This is a genomic window from Bacillus sp. LBG-1-113, assembly GCF_020708615.1.
GTDB lineage: Bacteria > Bacillota > Bacilli > Bacillales > Bacillaceae > Bacillus > Bacillus mojavensis.
Genome location: NZ_JAJFDG010000003.1, coordinates 242909 through 261244 on the forward strand (window position 1 = coordinate 242909; position 18336 = coordinate 261244).

Here is an 18336-nt window from a genome sequence, read left to right on the forward strand (position 1 = left end):
GTGCAGGAAAAATAAGAAGAGATAATAAGAGGAGGTATGGATATGAATGTTCCGATTTGGACGGAAGAGCATGTGAGGGCTGCGCTCCCTGAAAGAGATGCAGAGAGCCATAAAGGCACGTACGGTACGGCTTTGCTGCTGGCGGGAAGCGATGACATGCCGGGCGCTGCGCTTTTGGCCGGGCTTGGTGCCATGCGGAGCGGTCTCGGCAAGCTTGTCATCGGCACGTCTGAAAGCGTGATCCCGCTGATCGTTCCGGTTCTGCCGGAGGCCACGTATTGGCGTGACGGCTGGGAAAAAGCGGCGGGCTCTCGGCTTGAAGAGACGTACCGGGCAATTGCGATCGGTTCGGGGCTTCCACAAACAGAGAGAGTGCAGCAGGCCGTTGATCATGTACTTGAGAAGGACTGCCCTGTTATTTTGGATGCCGGAGCGCTGACAAAGCGCACGTATCCGAAACGGGAGGCACCCGTCATCCTCACGCCGCACCCAGGTGAGTTTTCCCGAATGACAGGGGTTCCGGTGAAAGACTTACAAAACAAAAGAGCGGAATATGCCAAGGAGTGGGCGGTTCAGCTGCAAACGGTGATCGTGTTAAAAGGAAATCAAACCATCATCGCGTTTCCCGATGGCGACTGCTGGAGCAATCCGACCGGAAACGGGGCACTCGCCAAAGGAGGAACCGGCGACACGCTGACAGGAATGATATTGGGCATGCTTTGCTGCCACAAAGACCCGAAACATGCCGTATTAAATGCCGTATACTTGCACGGTGCATGCGCCGAGCTTTGGACTGACGAACACTCTGCTCATACGCTGCTCGCCCACGAGCTCTCTGACATGTTGCCTCGTGTGTGGAAACGATTTGAATGAAAAAAGCTGTCTTCATAGGGAAGACAGCTTTTCTTGATAAGCCGCTCGTTTTTTCAGGCGCGGTTTCATGAGTACATAATATAGAACAGAAGGCACGGCTAAGCCGATAATCCATGCGATATCCCCGCCGCCAAACATTTTTGCCAATGGCCCGATGTAAAAGGATGTATTGATAAACGGAATTTCTAACAAGATGGATAGAATGAAAGCAATCGTTGTGATCCAATTGACTCTTCCATATGGCCCGTTGACATCAAACATCGCTTTGACCTCATAGTTCCCATGGCGGACGAAGTAGTAATCCACTAAATTGATCGCCGTCCATGGAATTAAGAAATAACTGATAAAAAAGATAAAATTCAAAAACAGCTCCATAAAATTGCTTTGCCCGAGAAGGCTTAGGACTGTTCCGACGATTGTGACGCCAAGAATCATGATGATTCTGATTTTCGGTGTGACTTTTAATTTCAGAAACGGCTCAAGCGTAGTCGTCGTGGACATAAAGGCTCCATACAAGTTAAAGACATTAATCGCCATCTGGCCAAATAAAACAATGATCAGCATAATGAACGAGAAGGGGCCGAACAATTGCACAATCTGGGTCCCTGAGTTTGTCGTAAAATCAGGAAGTGCTGTGGTCAGCAGCGCGCCGAGCAGCATCATCCAGATGGAGCTGACAGATGTTCCTGCGTAGCTGTACCAAAACGTTTTGGACGCCGGTGTTTTAATGGGCAGATATCTGGAATAATCGGCGACATAAGGCGCATAGGCAAGCTGCCAAGTCGCTACGGCGCTGACCGCCACCAAGAAAACGGGCAAGTCGACCGTTCCGGGCACCCAGCTGCCTGCCGGAATCGGTAATTGGAAAATGAGTATCGTTGCAGCAAAAAATACGGCAAAAGAGGTCCAAGAAAGGATTTTTTGCATTTTATGAATCAAATCATGACCGAAAATGGTGAGTAAAAAACATGCGGCGCTTAAGCCTATAATGCTCCATGATCCCGGGATGGGAACAAAGCTGCTTAAGGTCCCGGCCGCCAGAATCGTACTGCTTGCGAAGAAACCAAGGTAGATAAACATGACTAAGAAGAGGGGAAGAATCGCTCCGATTACGCCGAATTGGGCACGGCTTTGAATCATTTGCGGGATGCCGAGCTGAGGTCCTTGCGCGGAATGAGAAGCCATAAATATGGCACCAATTAAGGTTCCGCAAATAATAGCGGCAACACTCCAAAACAGATTAAGTCCCATTGCAACGGGAAGAGTACCGGTTACTAACGTGGTGATATGCATATTGGCCCCGAACCATACGGGAAATAAATCTTTCGCTTTACCATGTCTTTCTTCATTTGGAATATATTCAATCGTTCGCCTTTCTACTTTCAATGCATCGTCCTCCATATATAATGAAATTTTGATATAGACATAAAAACATAGCTTAACAGACTGTACTTCGCTTTACAAATTTTGATGCTCACAAAAACCAATGAGAAGCCAGTGAAGTCAATAGATCAAAAGAATTATAAAAAAAAATTGAACGCTTTGGAATCCGGTGTCGTCTCATAAGGCAAGATAACAAAAAAAGGGGGGATCGCGTGCATTGGATACAAATGAAGAAAAGCAATTGATTCAGCAGGCGAAAGAGGGAAGCGACGAGGCGTTTACAGCTCTTTTTCAGCATTATTATTCTTTTCTATACAAATACTTGTTAAAGCTTTCCCTTCACCCTGACATCAGCGAGGATCTGGTTCAGGAAACCTTTCTGAAAGGGTACGTCCATCTGGGGAGTTTTCAAGGCCGATCCAAATTCTCCACTTGGCTGATCTCTATTGCGTCAAGACTCTACCTTGATCACCAGAAAAAGAGAAAGAGAGAATGGAAACGAAATCAGGCTGTTACAGAGGAAACGATACGCAAGATCAAATGGGACGTGTCAATGAAAGGCTCCGAGTGGAGCGAGACGCTTGATCTCTTTTCTCAGCTTGACCCGAAGCTGCGCACGCCCGTTTTATTAAGGCACTATTACGGCTATACCTATGCGGATATCGGGGTGATGCTGCATATCAAAGAAGGCACGGTAAAGTCCAGAGTCCATAAAGGGCTCCAGCAAATCAGAAAGGAGTGGACCGATGAATAAAGAAAAGCGATCTGTTCATTTAAAATCGGAATTGCAGAAAATTGACCAATGCGCCAACCCGAATATACCGAGTCAAAAAGAATTGCTTGATCAGCTGTCACAAATGAAAGCCGAACGAAGAAAAAGCGTGCTGAAAGAAGTTATCTTATTTGTGTTCTGTGCACTGATGGTGGTAAGCGCGGCGATTCTGGCATTTACTCAAGTTCCCGCTGCTTTTGTCGTGCTTCAGGTCTGTGCGCTGGCTGTCCTGCCGATTTTAATTGCGGCTGAGAAAAAACGATACCTTGGCGAACGTGAGGTGAAGCGCTGATGTCCCAAACAGATTTGACGATTGTGGTGTTTGCTTATCTGATTGTATTGGCACAGGGCATCTTTTTATTCATTGATGCGAAAAAAAGGGATCGTCTGGCATGGGTGTGGGGATTTGTCGGACTGATTCAAGCGCCGATGCCTCTGATTTGCTATTACTTTTTTGTGATAAGGCCGGACCGAAAAAATAGGAGGATCAGCTAATGAATATTTCTTGGGAAATGATTGTGCCGCTGATTGTGTTACAGGCCGTGCTGGCAGTGTTTGCCCTGATCAGCTGTGTGAAAGAAGAGCGGACAAACGGGCCGAAATGGATGTGGGCAGCAGTGATTATATGCATCAATATTATTGGGCCGATTTTATTTTTTACCGTCGGCAGAAAGCAAAGGTGAGCGAGCATGCTATCTATTGAGTCATTATGCAAATCATATCGGCATCATCAAGCTGTACGGGATGTCAGTTTTCAAGTCAAGGAGAACGAGTGTGTCGCTCTATTAGGACCGAATGGGGCTGGTAAAACCACAACGCTTCAAATGCTGTCCGGACTGCTGTCACCTACCTCCGGGACGATCAAGCTGTACGGGGAGCAAAAGGCAGATCGCAGTATGATCGGCTATCTTCCGCAGTACCCGGCTTTTTATTCCTGGATGACGGCTAATGAATTTTTAACCTTTGCCGGGAGACTGTCTGGCCTTTCAAAGAAAAAAAGCCTTGAGAAAATAGGCGAAATGCTGGAGTTTGTCGGTTTGCAGGACGCGGCAAACAAAAAAATCGGCGGTTATTCTGGCGGCATGAAACAAAGGCTCGGCCTGGCTCAGGCTCTGCTTCATAAACCGAAGCTTTTGATTTTGGATGAACCGGTATCTGCCCTGGACCCTTCTGGGCGTATCGAGGTGCTGGATATGATGCGGGAGCTGAAAAAACATATGGCTGTTTTGTTTTCTACTCACGTTTTGCACGATGCGGAGCAGGTGTGTGATCAAGTCGTGATCATGCAAAATGGTGAGATTTCATGGAAAGGCGCTTTACAGCAGCTTAAAGAACAGCATCAAACGAATGTTTTCACTCTTACTGTAAAAGAGAAACTGAAGGGGTGGCTTGAAGAGAGGCCTTATATATCCCATGTTGTCTATAAGAATCCGTCTCAAGCTGTTTTTGAGCTGAGCGATACAGGCTCTGGCAGGACATTGCTGAGTGATTGTATCCAAATGGGATTGACAATCACCTGTTTTGAACAAAAAACCGAGTCTCTCGAAGACGTCTATCTTAAGGTGGTGCACGCATGAATGTCATGATGACGCTATTACAAAAGGAATGGCTGGAAGGCTGGAGAAGCGGCAAGCTGATCTGGCTGCCCATCGCGATGATGATCGTGGGGCTGACGCAGCCGCTGACCATTTATTACATGCCGGAAATCATTGCGCATGGGGGGAGCCTTCCAGACGGTATGAAAATCAGTTTTACCATGCCTTCCGGATCTGAGGTGATGGTGAGCACGCTTTCCCAATTCAACACGCTTGGCATGGCGCTGATCATCTTCAGTGTCATGGGCAGTGTGGCGAATGAAAGAAATCAAGGTGTAACGGCGCTGATCATGTCACGGCCTGTGACGGCAGCCCAGTATATATTGAACAAATGGATCACCCAAAGCATGATCGGAATCGCCTCGTTTGCAGCTGGGTACGGACTTGCTTATTATTACGTCCGGATCTTGTTTGAACACGCATCATTCAGCCGCTTTGCAGCAAGCCTCGGCCTCTACTCTCTTTGGATGATGTTTATTGTTACTGCAGGGCTAGCCGGAAGCGTGATGTTTCGGTCTCTCGGAGCAGCCGCGGCAGCCGGAATTGGGCTGACTGCTGCCGTTTCCTTTGCTGTCTCGCTTTTTCCTGATGGTGCGAAATGGCTGCCGGCTGAGCTTTGCAAGCAGGCGGAGCATATTCTGCTTCATGGAGAGCGGGCGGACTTTTTCGGGTGGTCGCTCACATTCTCCATTCTGTGCATCATGCTTCTGGCCATTTTTTCTGTGTGGCGCTTCCGGCAGTATGAAAGCTATTAACCGATCATTTTTCGCTTTGTGGCCAGCATCATCAACAAAGCGGAAAATGCCATCAATCCCGCTCCATAAAATACCTCTGCCAAACCGAAAACCTGTGCGATTTTTCCGGCGAGAAGGGGGCCGATAAAGATGCCCAGCGCATAAAACGATTGATAAAATCCCATGGCTGACATTTTTAAACGAGCTGAGCTGATATCGACGACCCGGCTTAACAATAGGGGAAACACAAAGCCAAGCGCCAGACCGATGAAAGCATGGGTCATGCAAACCGTGGACAATGAAACTGAAAAAGGGACGAACATCAAACAGACTCCAATGACAGCAAAACAGATCAGCATGGTGCCATAGGCGACTCTTCCGGTAAAACGCAAAAACAAAAAGCTCAGGGTAGCCGCTGCATGAGGGAGAAAAAAGGCGCTCATCACCCAAAGCAGTTCGATGTCTCCCATTCCGAGCTGATTTGTATAAAGCGGCGTAAAACCAAACACCGTCATAAATAGCACGGCATGAGCTGTCATAGATAGAATCGTGAAAAGCTTCAGCTTTGGCAGCCGCAATGTTTCTTTGATGTATTGCGTTATACGGAGAGCCTTACGTTGCCCAGGAGAAACGGACGGATCTTTAATAAAGCAGCATATCACAAGGCCGATGCACGAGGCAGCCAGTGCCATCCAAAACGGAACCTGCCTGCCTAAATGCGCTGCTGCAAGCCCGCAGAACACAATGCTGACAAACTGAGGCATGACGGTGAAAAACTGCATAATGCCCATTGCTTTTGACGCACTGCCATCTTTGAAATAATGAGCGTATAGAATCGTTGCCATCACCCACATGGATGCTGTTAACCCCGCGAGAAGCCGGGCGGTCAGGACGAAGAAAAAAGAATCAAACGCAAGAAAAAGCACGCTGCTGAGAATGGAACATCCAAAGCCGGCAATTAACAATGGCTTACGCAGAGAAAAAAGAATTTCTGACAGAACCCCAAGCGGGAACCGCAGCAGGATTTGGGTCACCCCGTAGCTTCCGAGAATCATGCCGATCGCTCCGTATGAAAAGTGCAGATCCTCCAAATACAGGCTGAAAACAGGAACGTAAATATAGCCCGAAAACCAAAAACAAAATACCATGCATAAGAAAACGGCGTGATCTAAAGTGCCGATTGTTTTTTGCTGAGGAATCAGCGGCTGCTGAATTTCCATGCTCTCACCACCTCTTTCCTTCCAGTACAACACAATTTGTGGAAACGTTTCAATAGAGAAATGAAAAAACAGGACTTCAAAAAAGTCCTGTTCTTGGTGTTAATACGGATCAGACGGATGGCTTTCCTGTTCGGCCTGCTCGACGGCTTGAGCCGTTTCTGTCGTGCCAACCGGTCCGTTGCTGTTATTTTCTGAAGCCTTTTTCAGCCCTTCCGCCACGCGTTTTCCGTAGTCCGGATCGGCTTTTGTGAAATTCTCAATCATTTGCTCCTGTATTTCTTTTCTGCAGGTTGAAAGCGTATTGACCAGATTTGTGATGAGTTCAGTACGCTCAAACTCAGTAAATCTCCGGTACGTTTCACCGGCTTGTCCGAAATTGTTCGTTCTGTCAATCGCTTCCCGCTTCAGGTCGCCTGCGACATGCGGGGTATGGTCTTTTGCCTGCTGGTTTGCTTCCTTTAGTCCGCCCATAATAGACGGTTCATAGTTGACGTGCGGATTTTGACCTTCGCCGATATCCACGCGGTATTGCATTTGACCCCCCTGCTGGTTGGTCGCGACGTGTTTTTTCGGTGAGTTGATTGGCAACTGCAGGTAGTTTGCGCCAACTCTGTATCGCTGCGTATCGGAATAGGCAAACGTCCGGCCTTGAAGCAATTTGTCATCAGAAAAATCAAGGCCGTCGACAAGGACCCCTGTACCGAATGAAGCCTGTTCTACTTCAGAATGGTAATTCTCAGGGTTTTTGTTTAACACTAATTTGCCGATCGGCTTCCACGGGAAATCATTCTTATACCACAGCTTAGTCGGATCAAGCGGATCAAAGTCGAGCTCCGGATGCTCGTCATCACTCATGATTTGGGCATAAACCTCCCACTCCGGATAATCGCCGTTTTCAATCGCTTCATACAAATCCTGTGTCGCGTGGTTGAAGTTTTTCCCCTGAATCTCTTCCGCTTCCTTCTGTGTCAGGTTGCGGATGCCCTGTTTCGGTTCAAAATGGTATTTTACAAGAACGGCCTTGCCTTCCTCATTCACCCATTTGTAGGCGTGAACGCCTGAACCCTGCATTTGCCGGTAGTTGGCAGGAATGCCCCAAGGCGAAAACAAGAATGTGATCATATGTGTCGCTTCAGGAGATTGAGAAATGAAGTCGAAAATACGTTCACCATCTTGGATATTGGTCACCGGGTCAGGCTGAAACGCGTGTACAAGGTCCGGGAACTTCAGCGGATCTCGAATAAAAAAGATTTTCAGGTTGTTCCCGACCAAATCCCAGTTTCCGTCTTCGGTATAAAGCTTAACGGCAAAACCGCGGGGGTCCCGTAAGGTTTCAGGTGAATGTTTTCCGTGATTGACCGTAGAAAAACGGACAAATGCCGGCGTTTTCTTGCCTTTTTCCTGGAAGAGCTTCGCTCGCGTGTACTTTGAAATCGGCTCGTCTCCAAAACTTCCGTAGGCTTCAAAATAACCGTGTGCGCCCGCGCCCCTGGCATGCACAACACGTTCAGGGATGCGTTCCCGGTCAAAGTGGCTGATCTTTTCAAGAAAATCGTAATTCTCCAGCGTTGTTGGTCCCCTGTTCCCGACCGTTCTCACATTCTGGTTGTCAGTGACGGGATGCCCCTGTCTGTTCGTTAAGGTATCCTCTGACTCGTTTTTCCCGGATGTCTTATGAGAAAGCGAGTCCTCACTGCCTTCGACATTTGTGCCGAGATACTCTTTTTGATGATCATCTTTCATTGATTGATCCTCCTTTTTGAACAGTAACAATATTCCCTTGATGGAAGAATTTTAAAACTGAAGTTTTTTTTTAGCTGCTTCGGGAATGGTACAATTACCAAAACGAAAAAAGGAGAGTACGACATCCGTGACCAGAAAAAGAAATCCGCTGCCCATCACGTTTTATCAAAAAACGGCCCTAGAACTGGCTCCCTCTCTTCTCGGCTGTCTTTTGGTAAAAGAAACGGATGAAGGGACAGCTTCAGGTTATATCGTGGAAACAGAGGCCTATATGGGAGCCGGGGACAGAGCAGCCCACAGCTTTAACAACCGCCGGACGAAACGGACTGAGATTATGTTTGCTGAAGCTGGCCGTGTGTATACGTATGTGATGCACACCCATACATTGCTGAACGTCGTTGCCGCCGAAGAGGATGTTCCGCAAGCGGTATTAATCAGGGCGATTGAGCCTCAGGAAGGCCAGCTGTTAATGGAGGAAAGAAGGCCGGGCCGGCGTCCGAGGGAATGGACAAATGGTCCTGGAAAGTTGACGAAAGCGCTTGGCGTCACGATGAATGACTACGGACGCTGGATCACGGAACAGCCGCTTTACATTGAAAGTGGGTACACACCGGAAGAAATATCAACCGGCCCGCGGATCGGCATTGACAACAGCGGAGAGGCGCGCGATTATCCGTGGCGTTTCTGGGTGACGGGAAACAGGTACGTATCGCGTTAGCATGTTTAAGCAAAGGGGAATCTGGGGAATAGTTGAGAAAAAAAGAAGGGAGAATCGGAGTCTTGAAAAAAATGGTCAAAACCGTTATCAAATGGGCGCCGGTCATTTACCCGATTGTTCGAAAAATCATGAAGGACCGCAAGGCGTCTAAACAAAAGAACATGTCCGCATCCCGAACAGCCGGCTGATTCCGGCTGTTTTTTTATGGGTCTGTTTTCCCTCTTGTCCTCCCGATGTTCATTGACTTGCATTTCTCCCCATTATAGAATTTATATACATTTCGCTTTCCCTTCACCACATCCTTTCTGCCTACTTATGTAATTCCTGCATCTATCATGATAGGAGGTTTTTCTCATGCTGCATGGGCGACTTCGTGAAATTCTGCGCTTATTGATGGCGGCAGAAGCTCCGGTGACAAGCTCGGTATTTGCCGCACATTTACATGTGACGACGCGGACGGTCCGCAATGATATAAAGGAACTCCAAGATGTGATAAGCGCCCATGGCGCTTTGGTTCAATCGGTAAGAGGCTCGGGATACAAGCTGCGCATTCATGACGACCAGACCTTTAGAATGCTGCTGCAAGACGAGTTTCATCAGAAAAAGGGACTGCCGGTAATTCCCGAGGAGAGGATTACATATCTCATGAAACGGCTGCTGCTGGCGGATCATTATCTCAAGCTGGATGAGCTGGCTGACGAACTATTTATCTCAAAATCTACACTTCAAACCGATTTAAAGGAAGTGAAGAAACGGCTGCTCCCTTACCGCATTGTCATGGAAACACGCCCGAATTACGGCTTCAAGCTGCGCGGAGATGAGGTGCAGATGAGGTATTGTATGGCGGAGTACATTGTCGATGAAAGAGAAACAGAGATCGATTTACTGAATGAAAAGGCTGATATATTGCCGAAGGAACAAATCGATATCATCCATTCTATTATTATGAAAAAGGTCAAAAACGACCGGATTCCTCTGTCTAACCTTGGATTGAATAACCTCATCATTCACATCGCCATCGCCTGTAAGCGGATCAGAACGGAACACTATGTGTCTCTTTTCCCGGAAGATATGAAACACATTCTGCATCAAAAAGAATACCAAACTGCAGAAGCCATTGTGAAAGAACTGGAATCAGCCCTTGACGTCACGTTTCCGGAAAAAGAAACAGCTTATATCGCCATGCATCTTCTCGGCACGAAACGAATGACACAGTCGCAGTGCGGGGACGGCGAATTTTCAATTGATGAAGAAACAGATCGGCTGACTGCCGCCATGATCGAAGCGGTCGATCGAGAATTAAAGCTCGGCATCCTGCATGATCAAGAGCTGAAAATCGGCTTGGCACTGCATGTAAAACCCGCGGTCACCCGCAACCGGTATGGTATGAATTTGAGAAATCCGATGCTGTCAGCGATCAAAGAAAATTATCCTCTCGCCTTTGAGGCTGGAATCATCGCCGGAATCGTCATAAAAGAGAAAACGGGCATTGATATCCATGAAAATGAAGTCGGTTATTTAGCTCTGCACTTCGGCGCCGCAATTGAACGGAAGAAAACAGAAAGTCCGCCGAAGCGCTGCATCATCGTTTGTGCATCAGGTGCGGGAAGCGCCCAGCTTCTGAGGGAAAAACTTCGCTCCCATTTCGGCAAGCGGATTGATATTCTCGGCACGGCTGAATATTACAGTCTTGACCAGATGTCTTATGAATCGATTGATTTTGTCGTCAGCACCATTCCGATCAAAAAAGAACTCCCTGTGCCTGTACTGAAGGTAAACACCATCTTAGGCGGAACCGATTTTGCAAAAATAGAATCCATCCTCAATGATGAGAAAGAAAAAGCGATCAGCTATCTCAAAAAAGATCTCGTTTTTTTCCAGAAGGATCTGCGTTCAAAAGAAGAAGTGATTCAATTTTTAGGTCAGAAAGCAGTGGAAGGCGGCTATGCGAATAAGGAAATCATAGATTCTATATTTGAAAGAGAAGAGATGTCGCCAACGTGCTTCGGCAACCTCGTGGCCATTCCGCACCCGCTCGTCCCGCAGACGCAAACGACATTTTGGGCCGTCTGCACGCTCAAAAAACCGATAGACTGGGAGAATAAACGGGTTCAATTTGTCTGCCTGCTTTGTGTCGAAAAGGAAAACAAGGCGGATTTGCAAAGCATGTATAAACTGCTCGGCAGCATTTTGGATGACCCGGCCGCGGTAAGCCAGCTTTTAAAAAGCCGCACATACCAAGAGCTCTCCGATGTGTTTGACAAAAAACGATAAACTGACAGCCTGGATATACCTTTTTTCCGTTTCCTGCGGAAAAACCTTGAGTGTTTATGAAAGCGATTTCATAATATGATGTTATCAACAGCAGGACATACAAATTCTATCAAACTCTTAGGGGGTCTCTTACATGAATATATTACTCGTTTGTGCAGCAGGCATGTCAACAAGCTTACTCGTCAGCAAGATGGAAAAAAGCGCGCAGGAACAAGGAAAAGACTATACCATTTGGGCAGTATCAGGTGATTCTGTACAAAATCATATCGATAAAGCGGATGTATTGCTCCTCGGCCCGCAAGTCCGTTACTTGCTTCCTCAGCTGAAAAAACTAGGTGAATCAAAGGGTGTTCCGGTAGACGTCATTAACACAGTCCATTATGGGACGTGCAACGGAGCGGAAGTGCTGAAATCGGCTGAACAGCTTGGAAACGCGTCATAGAGAGGGGCGGGCTATGTGAATAAAGTCAATCAGTTGTTAGAAGAGAAGGTCATGCCTATAGCAGGTAGAATTGCGGGACAGCGTCATTTGCAGGCGCTCCGTGACGGTATCATTTTAACAATGCCGCTTATTATCATCGGCTCCTTTTTCCTCATCATCGGCAACCTCCCGATTCCCGGATATGCCGATTTTATGGCAAGAACGTTTGGAAGCGCTTGGTCAGAGAAGCTCGCTTACCCGGTTGACGCCACCTTTGAAATTATGGGGCTTGTCGCCGCATTCGGCATTGCCTACAGGCTGGCGGAGAAATACGGGGTTGATGCCTTGTCGGCAGGTGCCATTTCTCTTGCGGCTTTCCTCTTAGCGACACCGTATCAAGTGCCGTTTACACCGGATGGCTCGACAAAAGAGATGATGGTCAGCGGCGGTATTCCGCTATCGCTGATGGGAAGTAAAGGCCTGTTTGTCGCCATGATTATCGCAATGGTGTCAACAGAGATTTACCGTCTCATTATTCAACGCAATATGGTTTTTAAAATGCCGGATGGCGTTCCGCCAGCGGTCAGCAAGTCATTTGTTGCTTTAATCCCCGGCTTTGCAGTCATCTTCCTGATTTGGGGAGCCCGACTGATTGTGGAAGCGACGCCGTTTGAAAGCCTTCATAATGTTGTAAGCGTTTTACTGGGAACGCCGCTCTCCATACTTGGCGGAAGCCTCGGGGGAAGCCTTATCGCAGAAGCCGTCAAAATGCTTTTATGGGCCTGCGGTCTTCATGGCGCCAACATTGTCGGCGGCGTCATGGCACCGATTTGGTACGGCGCCATGGATGCCAACCGGATCGCCTTCCAAGCCGGTGAGGAACTGCCTAAGATTTTTACCCAGCAATTTTTTGATATCTGGATTAATATCGGCGGAAGCGGTGCCACTCTTGCACTGGTTGTCACGATGTTCCTTCGCGCCCGAAGCAAACAAATGAAGCAGCTCGGAAAGCTTGCGATCGGCCCGGCGGTCTTCAATATTAACGAACCAATTATTTTTGGAATGCCGATCGTCATGAACCCGATGCTCTTAATTCCGTTTATCGTCACGCCGCTCATCACACTGACACTCACATACATCGGAATGAGCACCGGACTTGTCGCCAAACCGGCTGGTATCGCAGTCCCTTGGACCATGCCGCCGATCTTTTCAGGCTATTTGGCGACAGGAGGCAAAATATCAGGCGCGGTCATGCAAGCCATTAATATCACCGTTTCCTTTGTTGTCTACTACCCGTTCTTCAGAATGTGGGATAAACAGAAGCTGAAAGAAGAAAACGAATTAGAGCTCGTTCAAACGCCTGCTGTTTCAGGCGACAAAGAGGCAGCTTTGTAAAGAAAGGAGTGAATCGCGTGAATGAGAAAATGGAGCAAATTATTTTTCAAATCATACTTCACGGAGGAAACGGAAGGAGCTCCGCAATGGAAGCGATCGCCGCCGCGAAAAAAGGCGACAGCGAAGAGGCGCGGAATAAGCTTCAAGACGCTGCGGATGAATTGTCAAAAGCCCATCATTATCAGACAGAACTGATCCAAAGTGAAGCAGGCGGAGAAAAAACAGAAATGACACTGCTGATGGTCCACGCGCAGGATCATTTAATGAATGCCATGACAGTCAAGGATTTGGCGGCTGAATTCATTGAGCTATATGAAAAAATCACCGTGCAAGGGGGAGCAAGCATATGACAAAAGGATTGAAAATTGTAACGATTGGCGGAGGTTCAAGCTACACACCGGAGCTCGTGGAAGGTTTAATCAAACGGTACGAAGAGCTGCCCGTACGTGAATTATGGCTCGTTGATATTCCTGAAGGCGAGGAAAAGCTGAACATTGTCGGCACGCTCGCCAAGCGGATGGTTGAAAAAGCTGGTGTCCCGATTGACATTCACCTCACTTTGGACAGAAGGGAAGCGCTGAAAGATGCAGACTTTGTGACGACTCAATTTCGGGTCGGGTTGCTGCAGGCGAGAGCCAAGGATGAGCGCATTCCATTAAAATACGGCGTCATCGGCCAGGAAACAAACGGCCCGGGTGGACTCTTTAAAGGATTGCGCACCATCCCGGTCATCCTAGAGATTGCCAAGGACATCGAGGAGCTTTGTCCGAATGCATGGCTCGTTAATTTTACAAACCCTGCAGGTATGGTGACGGAAGCCTTGCTTCGCTACTCCAACCTGAAGAAAGTTGTTGGTCTCTGCAATGTTCCAATCGGCATGAAAATGGGCGTAGCGAAAGCGCTCGATGTAGAGGTTGACCGGGTAGAGGTTCAATTTGCCGGATTGAATCATATGGTGTTCGGAATGGACGTCTTTTTAGATGGCGTCAGCGTCAAGGATCAAGTCATTGAAGCGATGGGTGATCCGGAAAACGCGATGACAATGAAAAACATCTCCGGCGCTGAGTGGGAGCCAGCATTCTTAAAGGCACTCAACATGATCCCTTGCGGCTACCACCGCTACTATTTCAAAACAAAAGAAATGTTCGAGCATGAGCTTGAAGCATCACAAACGGAAGGCACCCGTGCTGAAGTGGTGCAAAAGGTAGAGCAAGAGCTGTTCGAGCTTTATAAAGATCCAAATTTGGCGATCAAGCCGCCGCAGCTTGAGAAACGCGGAGGGGCATACTACAGTGACGCAGCGTGTAATCTCATCAGCTCCATTTACAATGATAAACACGACATTCAGCCGGTGAACACGATCAATAATGGTGCGATTGCAAGCATTCCAGATGATTCCGCTGTTGAAGTGAACTGCGTGATGACGAAAAATGGCCCTAAGCCAATCGCCGTAGGCGACCTGCCAGTATCTGTCCGCGGCCTTGTCCAGCAAATCAAATCATTTGAGCGTGTTGCGGCAGAAGCGGCTGTCACAGGCGACTACGAAACAGCGTTGCTCGCCATGACGATTAATCCTCTCGTACCATCCGACACAGTGGCCAAACAGATCTTAGATGAAATGCTGGAGGCGCATAAAACCCATCTGCCGCAGTTCTTTAACAAAATTGAAGCATAAAAAAACGGCCCGTTTCGGGCCGTTTTTTGTTTATTTGCTTTCAGTGAGCGCTGCGACTTCAGTCGTCCATCCAAATTCATCAGGAACTGTACCCTTCTGAATGCCTGTAATCGTGTCATACAGCTTTTTGGAGATTTCCCCTGTTTCTCCGTTATTGATCATCAGTGTTTCGTCATTCCAGATCAGCTCGCCGACTGGAGAAATAACAGCTGCTGTACCCGTTCCGAAGGCTTCTTCAAGAACACCGTCTTTATGGGCTTGGATGACTTCATCAATGGCGATTCTTCGTTCTGATACCGGAAGCCCCCAATGCTTAAGCAAGGTAATGACGGAATTGCGCGTGATGCCTTCCAGAATGCTGCCGTTCAGCATCGGTGTCACAATTTCACCGTTGATTTTAAAGAAAATGTTCATGCTGCCGACTTCTTCGATGTATTTTTTCTCAATGCCGTCCAGCCAGAGAACCTGAGAAAATCCTTTCTCTTCTGCTACCTGCTGCGCTTTTAAGCTTGACGCGTAGTTTCCTGCGGTTTTCGCATCTCCCGTTCCGCCTTTTACCGCACGGACGAATTCACTTTCCACAGCAATTTTGACAGGCTTAATGCCTTCTTTGTAATATGAGCCGACCGGAGAAAGGATGATAAGAAGCTTATACGTATGAGATGCCGCGACACCAAGGAAAGGTTCGGTTGCGATAATGAATGGACGGATGTAAAGGGACGTGCCCTCCGCATTCGGAATCCAGTCTTTATCAATAGCGATCAGCTGTTTTAAACCTTCAAGAACCTGTTCTTCATCAATTTGCGGAATACAGATACGGTCATTTGATTTGTTCAGGCGCTCCATGTTCTTTTCCGGTCTGAAAAGCAGAACATGGTCATCCTCTGTGACATAAGCCTTCAAGCCCTCAAACACCGTTTGGCCATAGTGATAAACCATTGCGGCCGGGTCCATTGAAACGGGTTGATAAGGAATGATTCTCGGATCGTACCAGCCTTTATCAGATGCATAGTCCATTACAAACATGTGGTCTGTAAACACTCTTCCGAAAGAAAGCTGATTTGGATCTGGTTTTGGTTTTTTTGCTGATGTTAATTCAACTCGAATCGTTTGTTTAGTCATGGTCAATCTCCCTGTTGTTAAATTGTTTATATTATCAAACTTATTTGAAAATATTTTATATTCTATTGTATACCTTCACCAAATAATCGCAATAGGTTTGCTCAAATTTGTAAAAAATTTATAAGAAAAAACAGGAGAATTTAATTCTCCTGCGCATTCATTTGTTCAAATACTCTGTCGTAATCGGCACGGACTGCATTCCGCAGACCTTCGACACGTTCATTTGTAATCTCTTGTTTGCCTTCTTTTAAGCCGTCTAAGAAATATTGAACATATTCTTCAGGTGTAATGCCGCGGTACGTCAGACCTTGCTTATCGCGTGATTTTTGATTTAATCCCGTGTCAACCATAGGGGGCGCCATCTCAATCACTTCAACGCTTGTATCGCGAAGCTGGTGTCTGAGCGTGAGTGAGAAGGAGTGGAGCGCCGCTTTTGTTGCACAGTACACCGGATAAACAGCTAACGGGTTAAACGCGAGCCCGGATGTTACCTGAACAATTGCTGCTTCCGGCTGATTCATCAAGTGGGGCGTAAAAAGAGCTGATAAATGGACGGGCGCTTGGAAATTCAGCTCAATCTCATCCCCGTCCACAAAAAGCTCCTCAGTCCCTTTTTTAAAGTCGATTTCCTTTTGAATGCCCGCATTGTTAACGAGAACGTTCAGCTTTGGAAATTCCTTCTGGGCCCATTCAAACAATGCCTCACGCTCCGTGCGGTCAGCGACATCGCATTGTTTTGTATGGAGGGCTGGGAGCTGTTTTTTCGTTTCTGCAAGACGCGTTTCGCTGCGTCCGCAAATGATCACTTCATTCCCGAGCTCAAGCAGCCGTTTGGCCAGTTCAAGCCCGATGCCTGCTGAACCGCCTGTGATCAAAACCGTATTGCCTGTCATCTTCATTGATGTAACACCTCTTATCAAGCTGGCTGTGATTCCTTTACTATTTCAAATCTTAGCAGGAAATATGCAGCCGTGTCCTAATAGATGCTCACGATGAAGTAACCTTTCCGGTTTTATAGAATTCATCAATTGCCTTATCCACATACACCCAGCCTTTCCAGCCGATGTGGATGGTATCTTTCATAAAATAAGGGTCATATTCATGACCTGAAAAATCAGCGACTTGGAAGCCCTTCGCTTTAATCTGTTTATTGACCTTTTCATAATAGTCAGTGCGACCTTTTTTCGGGAAGCCTGTGTAGTCATACCATTTTCCGTTAACAGGGATGGTGACAAACATAGGCTCTGCGCCCGCGTCTTTCAGGATATGAAGCATCAGCTCAAAATCGCCGTATTCCGGTGACTTCGCATACGATCTGCCTTTGTTCTTCCCTTTCAGCTTAGGCACTTTCGGCTTCAGCTTCTTATAAACAGGATTGTCGATGTGAAAATCGTTAGACCCGGAGTGGCGTTTGCCTGATTCATCGGCCAGTTTATTTAATTCCGACCATGACTTATCCTTCACGGATTGTGAGATATAACGCTTTGGTCCTGTGGTTTCCGTCGCTGAATAATAAAGGTCTTTCTTTTCGAGCATCTTGTAATATACTTTTGCCGCCGGCTTCAGCGCGTTCACTTTCCATGTCTGGCCGTTCACCATCGCCTTATAAAGCTCGGAAAGTACAGCATCGTTTTGAACAGCTTTGAAGCGCAGCATGCGCTTCATCATTTTCTTTTTCACGTCAGGATCGATCTGCTCGTTAAATGCCAGATCCAGCCCTTGAAGCGCGGAATAGTTCGGCGCAAAATGCTGTTCATCAGACCCGCGCTTAATAAACCACTGCGGAGAAACGATGAAAACAATTTTTTTGCCCTTCAGCTGATCCATATGGGCAGCGAAGTTTAAAGAATGTATCAATGACTGGGACCCGCCTTTGCCGACAAGGTAAGGCGTAAATCCCTCATTGTTTACTTGAAAATAATTAGATGGGTGGAACTCGTCCAGCCGGGAAAGCTCAGAAGATCCGTAAATCGGAAGATACTTCGGATCATTGAGCATCTGATTTTGTAAATAAAGCCCCTGAAACATACTCGGGTTTAAGGTTGTTGCTGACTCTTCAACCCGTTTATCGGTAATAAAACGAGTCAGCCATGAAGATGGAACTGCGATGGCGCCTGCGAATAGAATAAACGCCAAAATAATTGGACCGAAAAAACGCTTTTTCATTATTTCAACTCAGACAGCTGGTTTACAATGTTATTAGGCGTATTCCATACATCCCGGTCGAATTCAGTGATAGGCACCAGAATATCAAAACGGTTTTCAATCGCAAGCAGCAATTCTACTGTTCCAAAAGAATCAAGCAAACCTTCTTCAAAAATTTCAATATCAGGGTTTTCCTTTACGATGTCATCCTGGCAAACCTCTGCTAAAACGTCTAATACCTCTTGTTTAAAATCCATAGTTTTCTA

21 protein-coding genes are annotated in these 18336 nt (G+C 47.1%); 14 read left to right on the forward strand and 7 right to left on the reverse strand.

Annotated elements, in window-relative coordinates; genetic code table 11:
- Positions 1-42 precede the first annotated feature (42 nt).
- Positions 43-873, forward strand: coding sequence for an NAD(P)H-hydrate dehydratase (locus LJF29_RS10845; RefSeq protein WP_229148471.1), 831 nt, complete (start codon positions 43-45; stop codon positions 871-873).
- Positions 874-885: 12 nt separating this feature from the next.
- Here LJF29_RS10845 and LJF29_RS10850 read toward each other — a convergent pair whose 3' ends face one another.
- Positions 886-2259, reverse strand: a complete 1374-nt coding sequence (locus tag LJF29_RS10850; RefSeq protein WP_127696338.1) for a purine-cytosine permease family protein — start codon at positions 2257-2259, stop codon at positions 886-888.
- 214 nt (positions 2260-2473) lie between these two features.
- Between LJF29_RS10850 and sigY the strand changes: the two genes are divergently transcribed.
- Genes sigY through LJF29_RS10880 form a run of 6 tightly spaced genes read left to right on the forward strand, consistent with a single transcriptional unit; the run spans position 2474 to position 5378 of the window.
- The gene (gene sigY / locus LJF29_RS10855) at positions 2474-3010 is read left to right on the forward strand and encodes an RNA polymerase sigma factor SigY (protein ID WP_229148472.1); all 537 of its coding nucleotides are present in this window, start codon (positions 2474-2476) and stop codon (positions 3008-3010) included.
- Positions 3003-3320 (forward strand): YxlC family protein, encoded by a 318-nt coding sequence (locus tag LJF29_RS10860; RefSeq protein WP_229148474.1) that lies wholly within the window; start codon positions 3003-3005, stop codon positions 3318-3320. The genes sigY and LJF29_RS10860 overlap by 8 nt, the downstream gene beginning before the upstream one ends.
- Complete coding sequence (gene yxlD / locus LJF29_RS10865; RefSeq protein ID WP_229148478.1) at positions 3320-3523, forward strand: sigma Y negative regulator YxlD; 204 nt, start codon at positions 3320-3322, stop codon at positions 3521-3523. The genes LJF29_RS10860 and yxlD overlap by 1 nt, the downstream gene beginning before the upstream one ends.
- Positions 3523-3711 (forward strand): sigma Y negative regulator YxlE, encoded by a 189-nt coding sequence (gene yxlE / locus LJF29_RS10870; RefSeq protein WP_024123344.1) that lies wholly within the window; start codon positions 3523-3525, stop codon positions 3709-3711. Before yxlD ends, yxlE begins: the two co-directional genes overlap by 1 nt.
- A gap of 6 nt (positions 3712-3717) precedes the next feature.
- Positions 3718-4605 carry an ABC transporter ATP-binding protein gene (locus LJF29_RS10875; protein ID WP_229148480.1) on the forward strand — a complete coding sequence of 296 codons (888 nt, stop codon included), beginning with the start codon at positions 3718-3720 and terminating at the stop codon, positions 4603-4605.
- On the forward strand, positions 4602-5378 hold the full coding sequence (locus LJF29_RS10880; RefSeq protein WP_010332402.1) for an ABC transporter permease: 777 nt from the start codon (positions 4602-4604) through the stop codon (positions 5376-5378). The genes LJF29_RS10875 and LJF29_RS10880 overlap by 4 nt, the downstream gene beginning before the upstream one ends.
- Here the strand turns inward: LJF29_RS10880 and LJF29_RS10885 are convergent.
- Both LJF29_RS10885 and katX read right to left on the reverse strand, forming a co-directional pair.
- Positions 5375-6577, reverse strand: a complete 1203-nt coding sequence (locus tag LJF29_RS10885; protein WP_229148481.1) for an MFS transporter — start codon at positions 6575-6577, stop codon at positions 5375-5377. The genes LJF29_RS10880 and LJF29_RS10885 overlap by 4 nt on opposite strands.
- Before the next feature lie 99 nt (positions 6578-6676).
- On the reverse strand, positions 6677-8320 hold the full coding sequence (katX, locus tag LJF29_RS10890; protein WP_229148483.1) for a catalase KatX: 1644 nt from the start codon (positions 8318-8320) through the stop codon (positions 6677-6679).
- Between the two features lie 127 nt (positions 8321-8447).
- On the opposite strand from katX, the gene LJF29_RS10895 reads away from it, so the two are divergent.
- The 7 genes from LJF29_RS10895 (at position 8448) to licH (ending at position 14803) form a co-directional block, all read left to right on the forward strand.
- Positions 8448-9038 (forward strand): DNA-3-methyladenine glycosylase, encoded by a 591-nt coding sequence (locus LJF29_RS10895; RefSeq protein ID WP_010332399.1) that lies wholly within the window; start codon positions 8448-8450, stop codon positions 9036-9038.
- Positions 9039-9109: 71 nt separating this feature from the next.
- Positions 9110-9226, forward strand: a complete 117-nt coding sequence (locus LJF29_RS10900) for a hypothetical protein (protein ID WP_128568460.1) — start codon at positions 9110-9112, stop codon at positions 9224-9226.
- Positions 9227-9392: 166 nt separating this feature from the next.
- Complete coding sequence (gene licR / locus LJF29_RS10905) at positions 9393-11312, forward strand: transcriptional regulator LicR (protein ID WP_229148484.1); 1920 nt, start codon at positions 9393-9395, stop codon at positions 11310-11312.
- Between the two features lie 133 nt (positions 11313-11445).
- On the forward strand, positions 11446-11754 hold the full coding sequence (licB, locus tag LJF29_RS10910; RefSeq protein WP_010332396.1) for a PTS lichenan transporter subunit IIB: 309 nt from the start codon (positions 11446-11448) through the stop codon (positions 11752-11754).
- A gap of 15 nt (positions 11755-11769) precedes the next feature.
- A complete protein-coding gene (gene licC / locus LJF29_RS10915) occupies positions 11770-13128 on the forward strand; it encodes a PTS lichenan transporter subunit IIC (RefSeq protein WP_229148488.1) in 1359 nt (452 codons plus the stop codon).
- A gap of 17 nt (positions 13129-13145) precedes the next feature.
- The gene (licA, locus tag LJF29_RS10920; RefSeq protein ID WP_010332394.1) at positions 13146-13478 is read left to right on the forward strand and encodes a PTS lichenan transporter subunit IIA; all 333 of its coding nucleotides are present in this window, start codon (positions 13146-13148) and stop codon (positions 13476-13478) included.
- Positions 13475-14803, forward strand: coding sequence for a 6-phospho-beta-glucosidase LicH (licH, locus tag LJF29_RS10925; RefSeq protein WP_229148494.1), 1329 nt, complete (start codon positions 13475-13477; stop codon positions 14801-14803). Before licA ends, licH begins: the two co-directional genes overlap by 4 nt.
- A 30-nt stretch (positions 14804-14833) precedes the next feature.
- On the opposite strand, the gene LJF29_RS10930 is transcribed toward licH, so the two are convergent.
- The 4 genes from LJF29_RS10930 to dltC all read right to left on the reverse strand — a co-directional run bounded on the left by LJF29_RS10930 (position 14834) and on the right by dltC (position 18327).
- Entirely contained in the window at positions 14834-15925 is a 1092-nt protein-coding gene (locus LJF29_RS10930; RefSeq protein WP_010332392.1) for a branched-chain amino acid aminotransferase, read from the reverse strand.
- A 140-nt stretch (positions 15926-16065) separates the two neighbouring features.
- Positions 16066-16824, reverse strand: a complete 759-nt coding sequence (locus LJF29_RS10935) for an SDR family oxidoreductase (protein ID WP_229148496.1) — start codon at positions 16822-16824, stop codon at positions 16066-16068.
- Between the two features lie 88 nt (positions 16825-16912).
- The gene (dltD, locus tag LJF29_RS10940; protein ID WP_229148497.1) at positions 16913-18091 is read right to left on the reverse strand and encodes a D-alanyl-lipoteichoic acid biosynthesis protein DltD; all 1179 of its coding nucleotides are present in this window, start codon (positions 18089-18091) and stop codon (positions 16913-16915) included.
- A complete protein-coding gene (gene dltC, locus LJF29_RS10945; protein ID WP_003227325.1) occupies positions 18091-18327 on the reverse strand; it encodes a D-alanine--poly(phosphoribitol) ligase subunit DltC in 237 nt (78 codons plus the stop codon). Before dltC ends, dltD begins: the two co-directional genes overlap by 1 nt.
- Positions 18328-18336: the final 9 nt, after the last annotated feature.

Excerpts from the sequence above, each read along its gene's own strand:
- dltD (WP_229148497.1), bottom strand. The coding sequence starts at position 18,091 with ATGAAAAAGCGTTTTTTCGGTCCAATTATTTTGGCGTTTATTCTATTC.
- yxlE (WP_024123344.1), top strand. The coding sequence starts at position 3,523 with ATGAATATTTCTTGGGAAATGATTGTGCCGCTGATTGTGTTACAGGCC.
- LJF29_RS10930 (WP_010332392.1), bottom strand. The coding sequence starts at position 15,925 with ATGACTAAACAAACGATTCGAGTTGAATTAACATCAGCAAAAAAACCA.
- LJF29_RS10885 (WP_229148481.1), bottom strand. The coding sequence starts at position 6,577 with ATGGAAATTCAGCAGCCGCTGATTCCTCAGCAAAAAACAATCGGCACT.
- licH (WP_229148494.1), top strand. The coding sequence starts at position 13,475 with ATGACAAAAGGATTGAAAATTGTAACGATTGGCGGAGGTTCAAGCTAC.
- LJF29_RS10880 (WP_010332402.1), top strand. The coding sequence starts at position 4,602 with ATGAATGTCATGATGACGCTATTACAAAAGGAATGGCTGGAAGGCTGG.
- LJF29_RS10935 (WP_229148496.1), bottom strand. The coding sequence starts at position 16,824 with ATGAAGATGACAGGCAATACGGTTTTGATCACAGGCGGTTCAGCAGGC.
- LJF29_RS10845 (WP_229148471.1), top strand. The coding sequence starts at position 43 with ATGAATGTTCCGATTTGGACGGAAGAGCATGTGAGGGCTGCGCTCCCT.
- licB (WP_010332396.1), top strand. The coding sequence starts at position 11,446 with ATGAATATATTACTCGTTTGTGCAGCAGGCATGTCAACAAGCTTACTC.
- dltC (WP_003227325.1), bottom strand. The coding sequence starts at position 18,327 with ATGGATTTTAAACAAGAGGTATTAGACGTTTTAGCAGAGGTTTGCCAG.
- licR (WP_229148484.1), top strand. The coding sequence starts at position 9,393 with ATGCTGCATGGGCGACTTCGTGAAATTCTGCGCTTATTGATGGCGGCA.
- katX (WP_229148483.1), bottom strand. The coding sequence starts at position 8,320 with ATGAAAGATGATCATCAAAAAGAGTATCTCGGCACAAATGTCGAAGGC.
- LJF29_RS10875 (WP_229148480.1), top strand. The coding sequence starts at position 3,718 with ATGCTATCTATTGAGTCATTATGCAAATCATATCGGCATCATCAAGCT.
- LJF29_RS10860 (WP_229148474.1), top strand. The coding sequence starts at position 3,003 with ATGAATAAAGAAAAGCGATCTGTTCATTTAAAATCGGAATTGCAGAAA.
- yxlD (WP_229148478.1), top strand. The coding sequence starts at position 3,320 with ATGTCCCAAACAGATTTGACGATTGTGGTGTTTGCTTATCTGATTGTA.
- LJF29_RS10900 (WP_128568460.1), top strand. The coding sequence starts at position 9,110 with ATGGTCAAAACCGTTATCAAATGGGCGCCGGTCATTTACCCGATTGTT.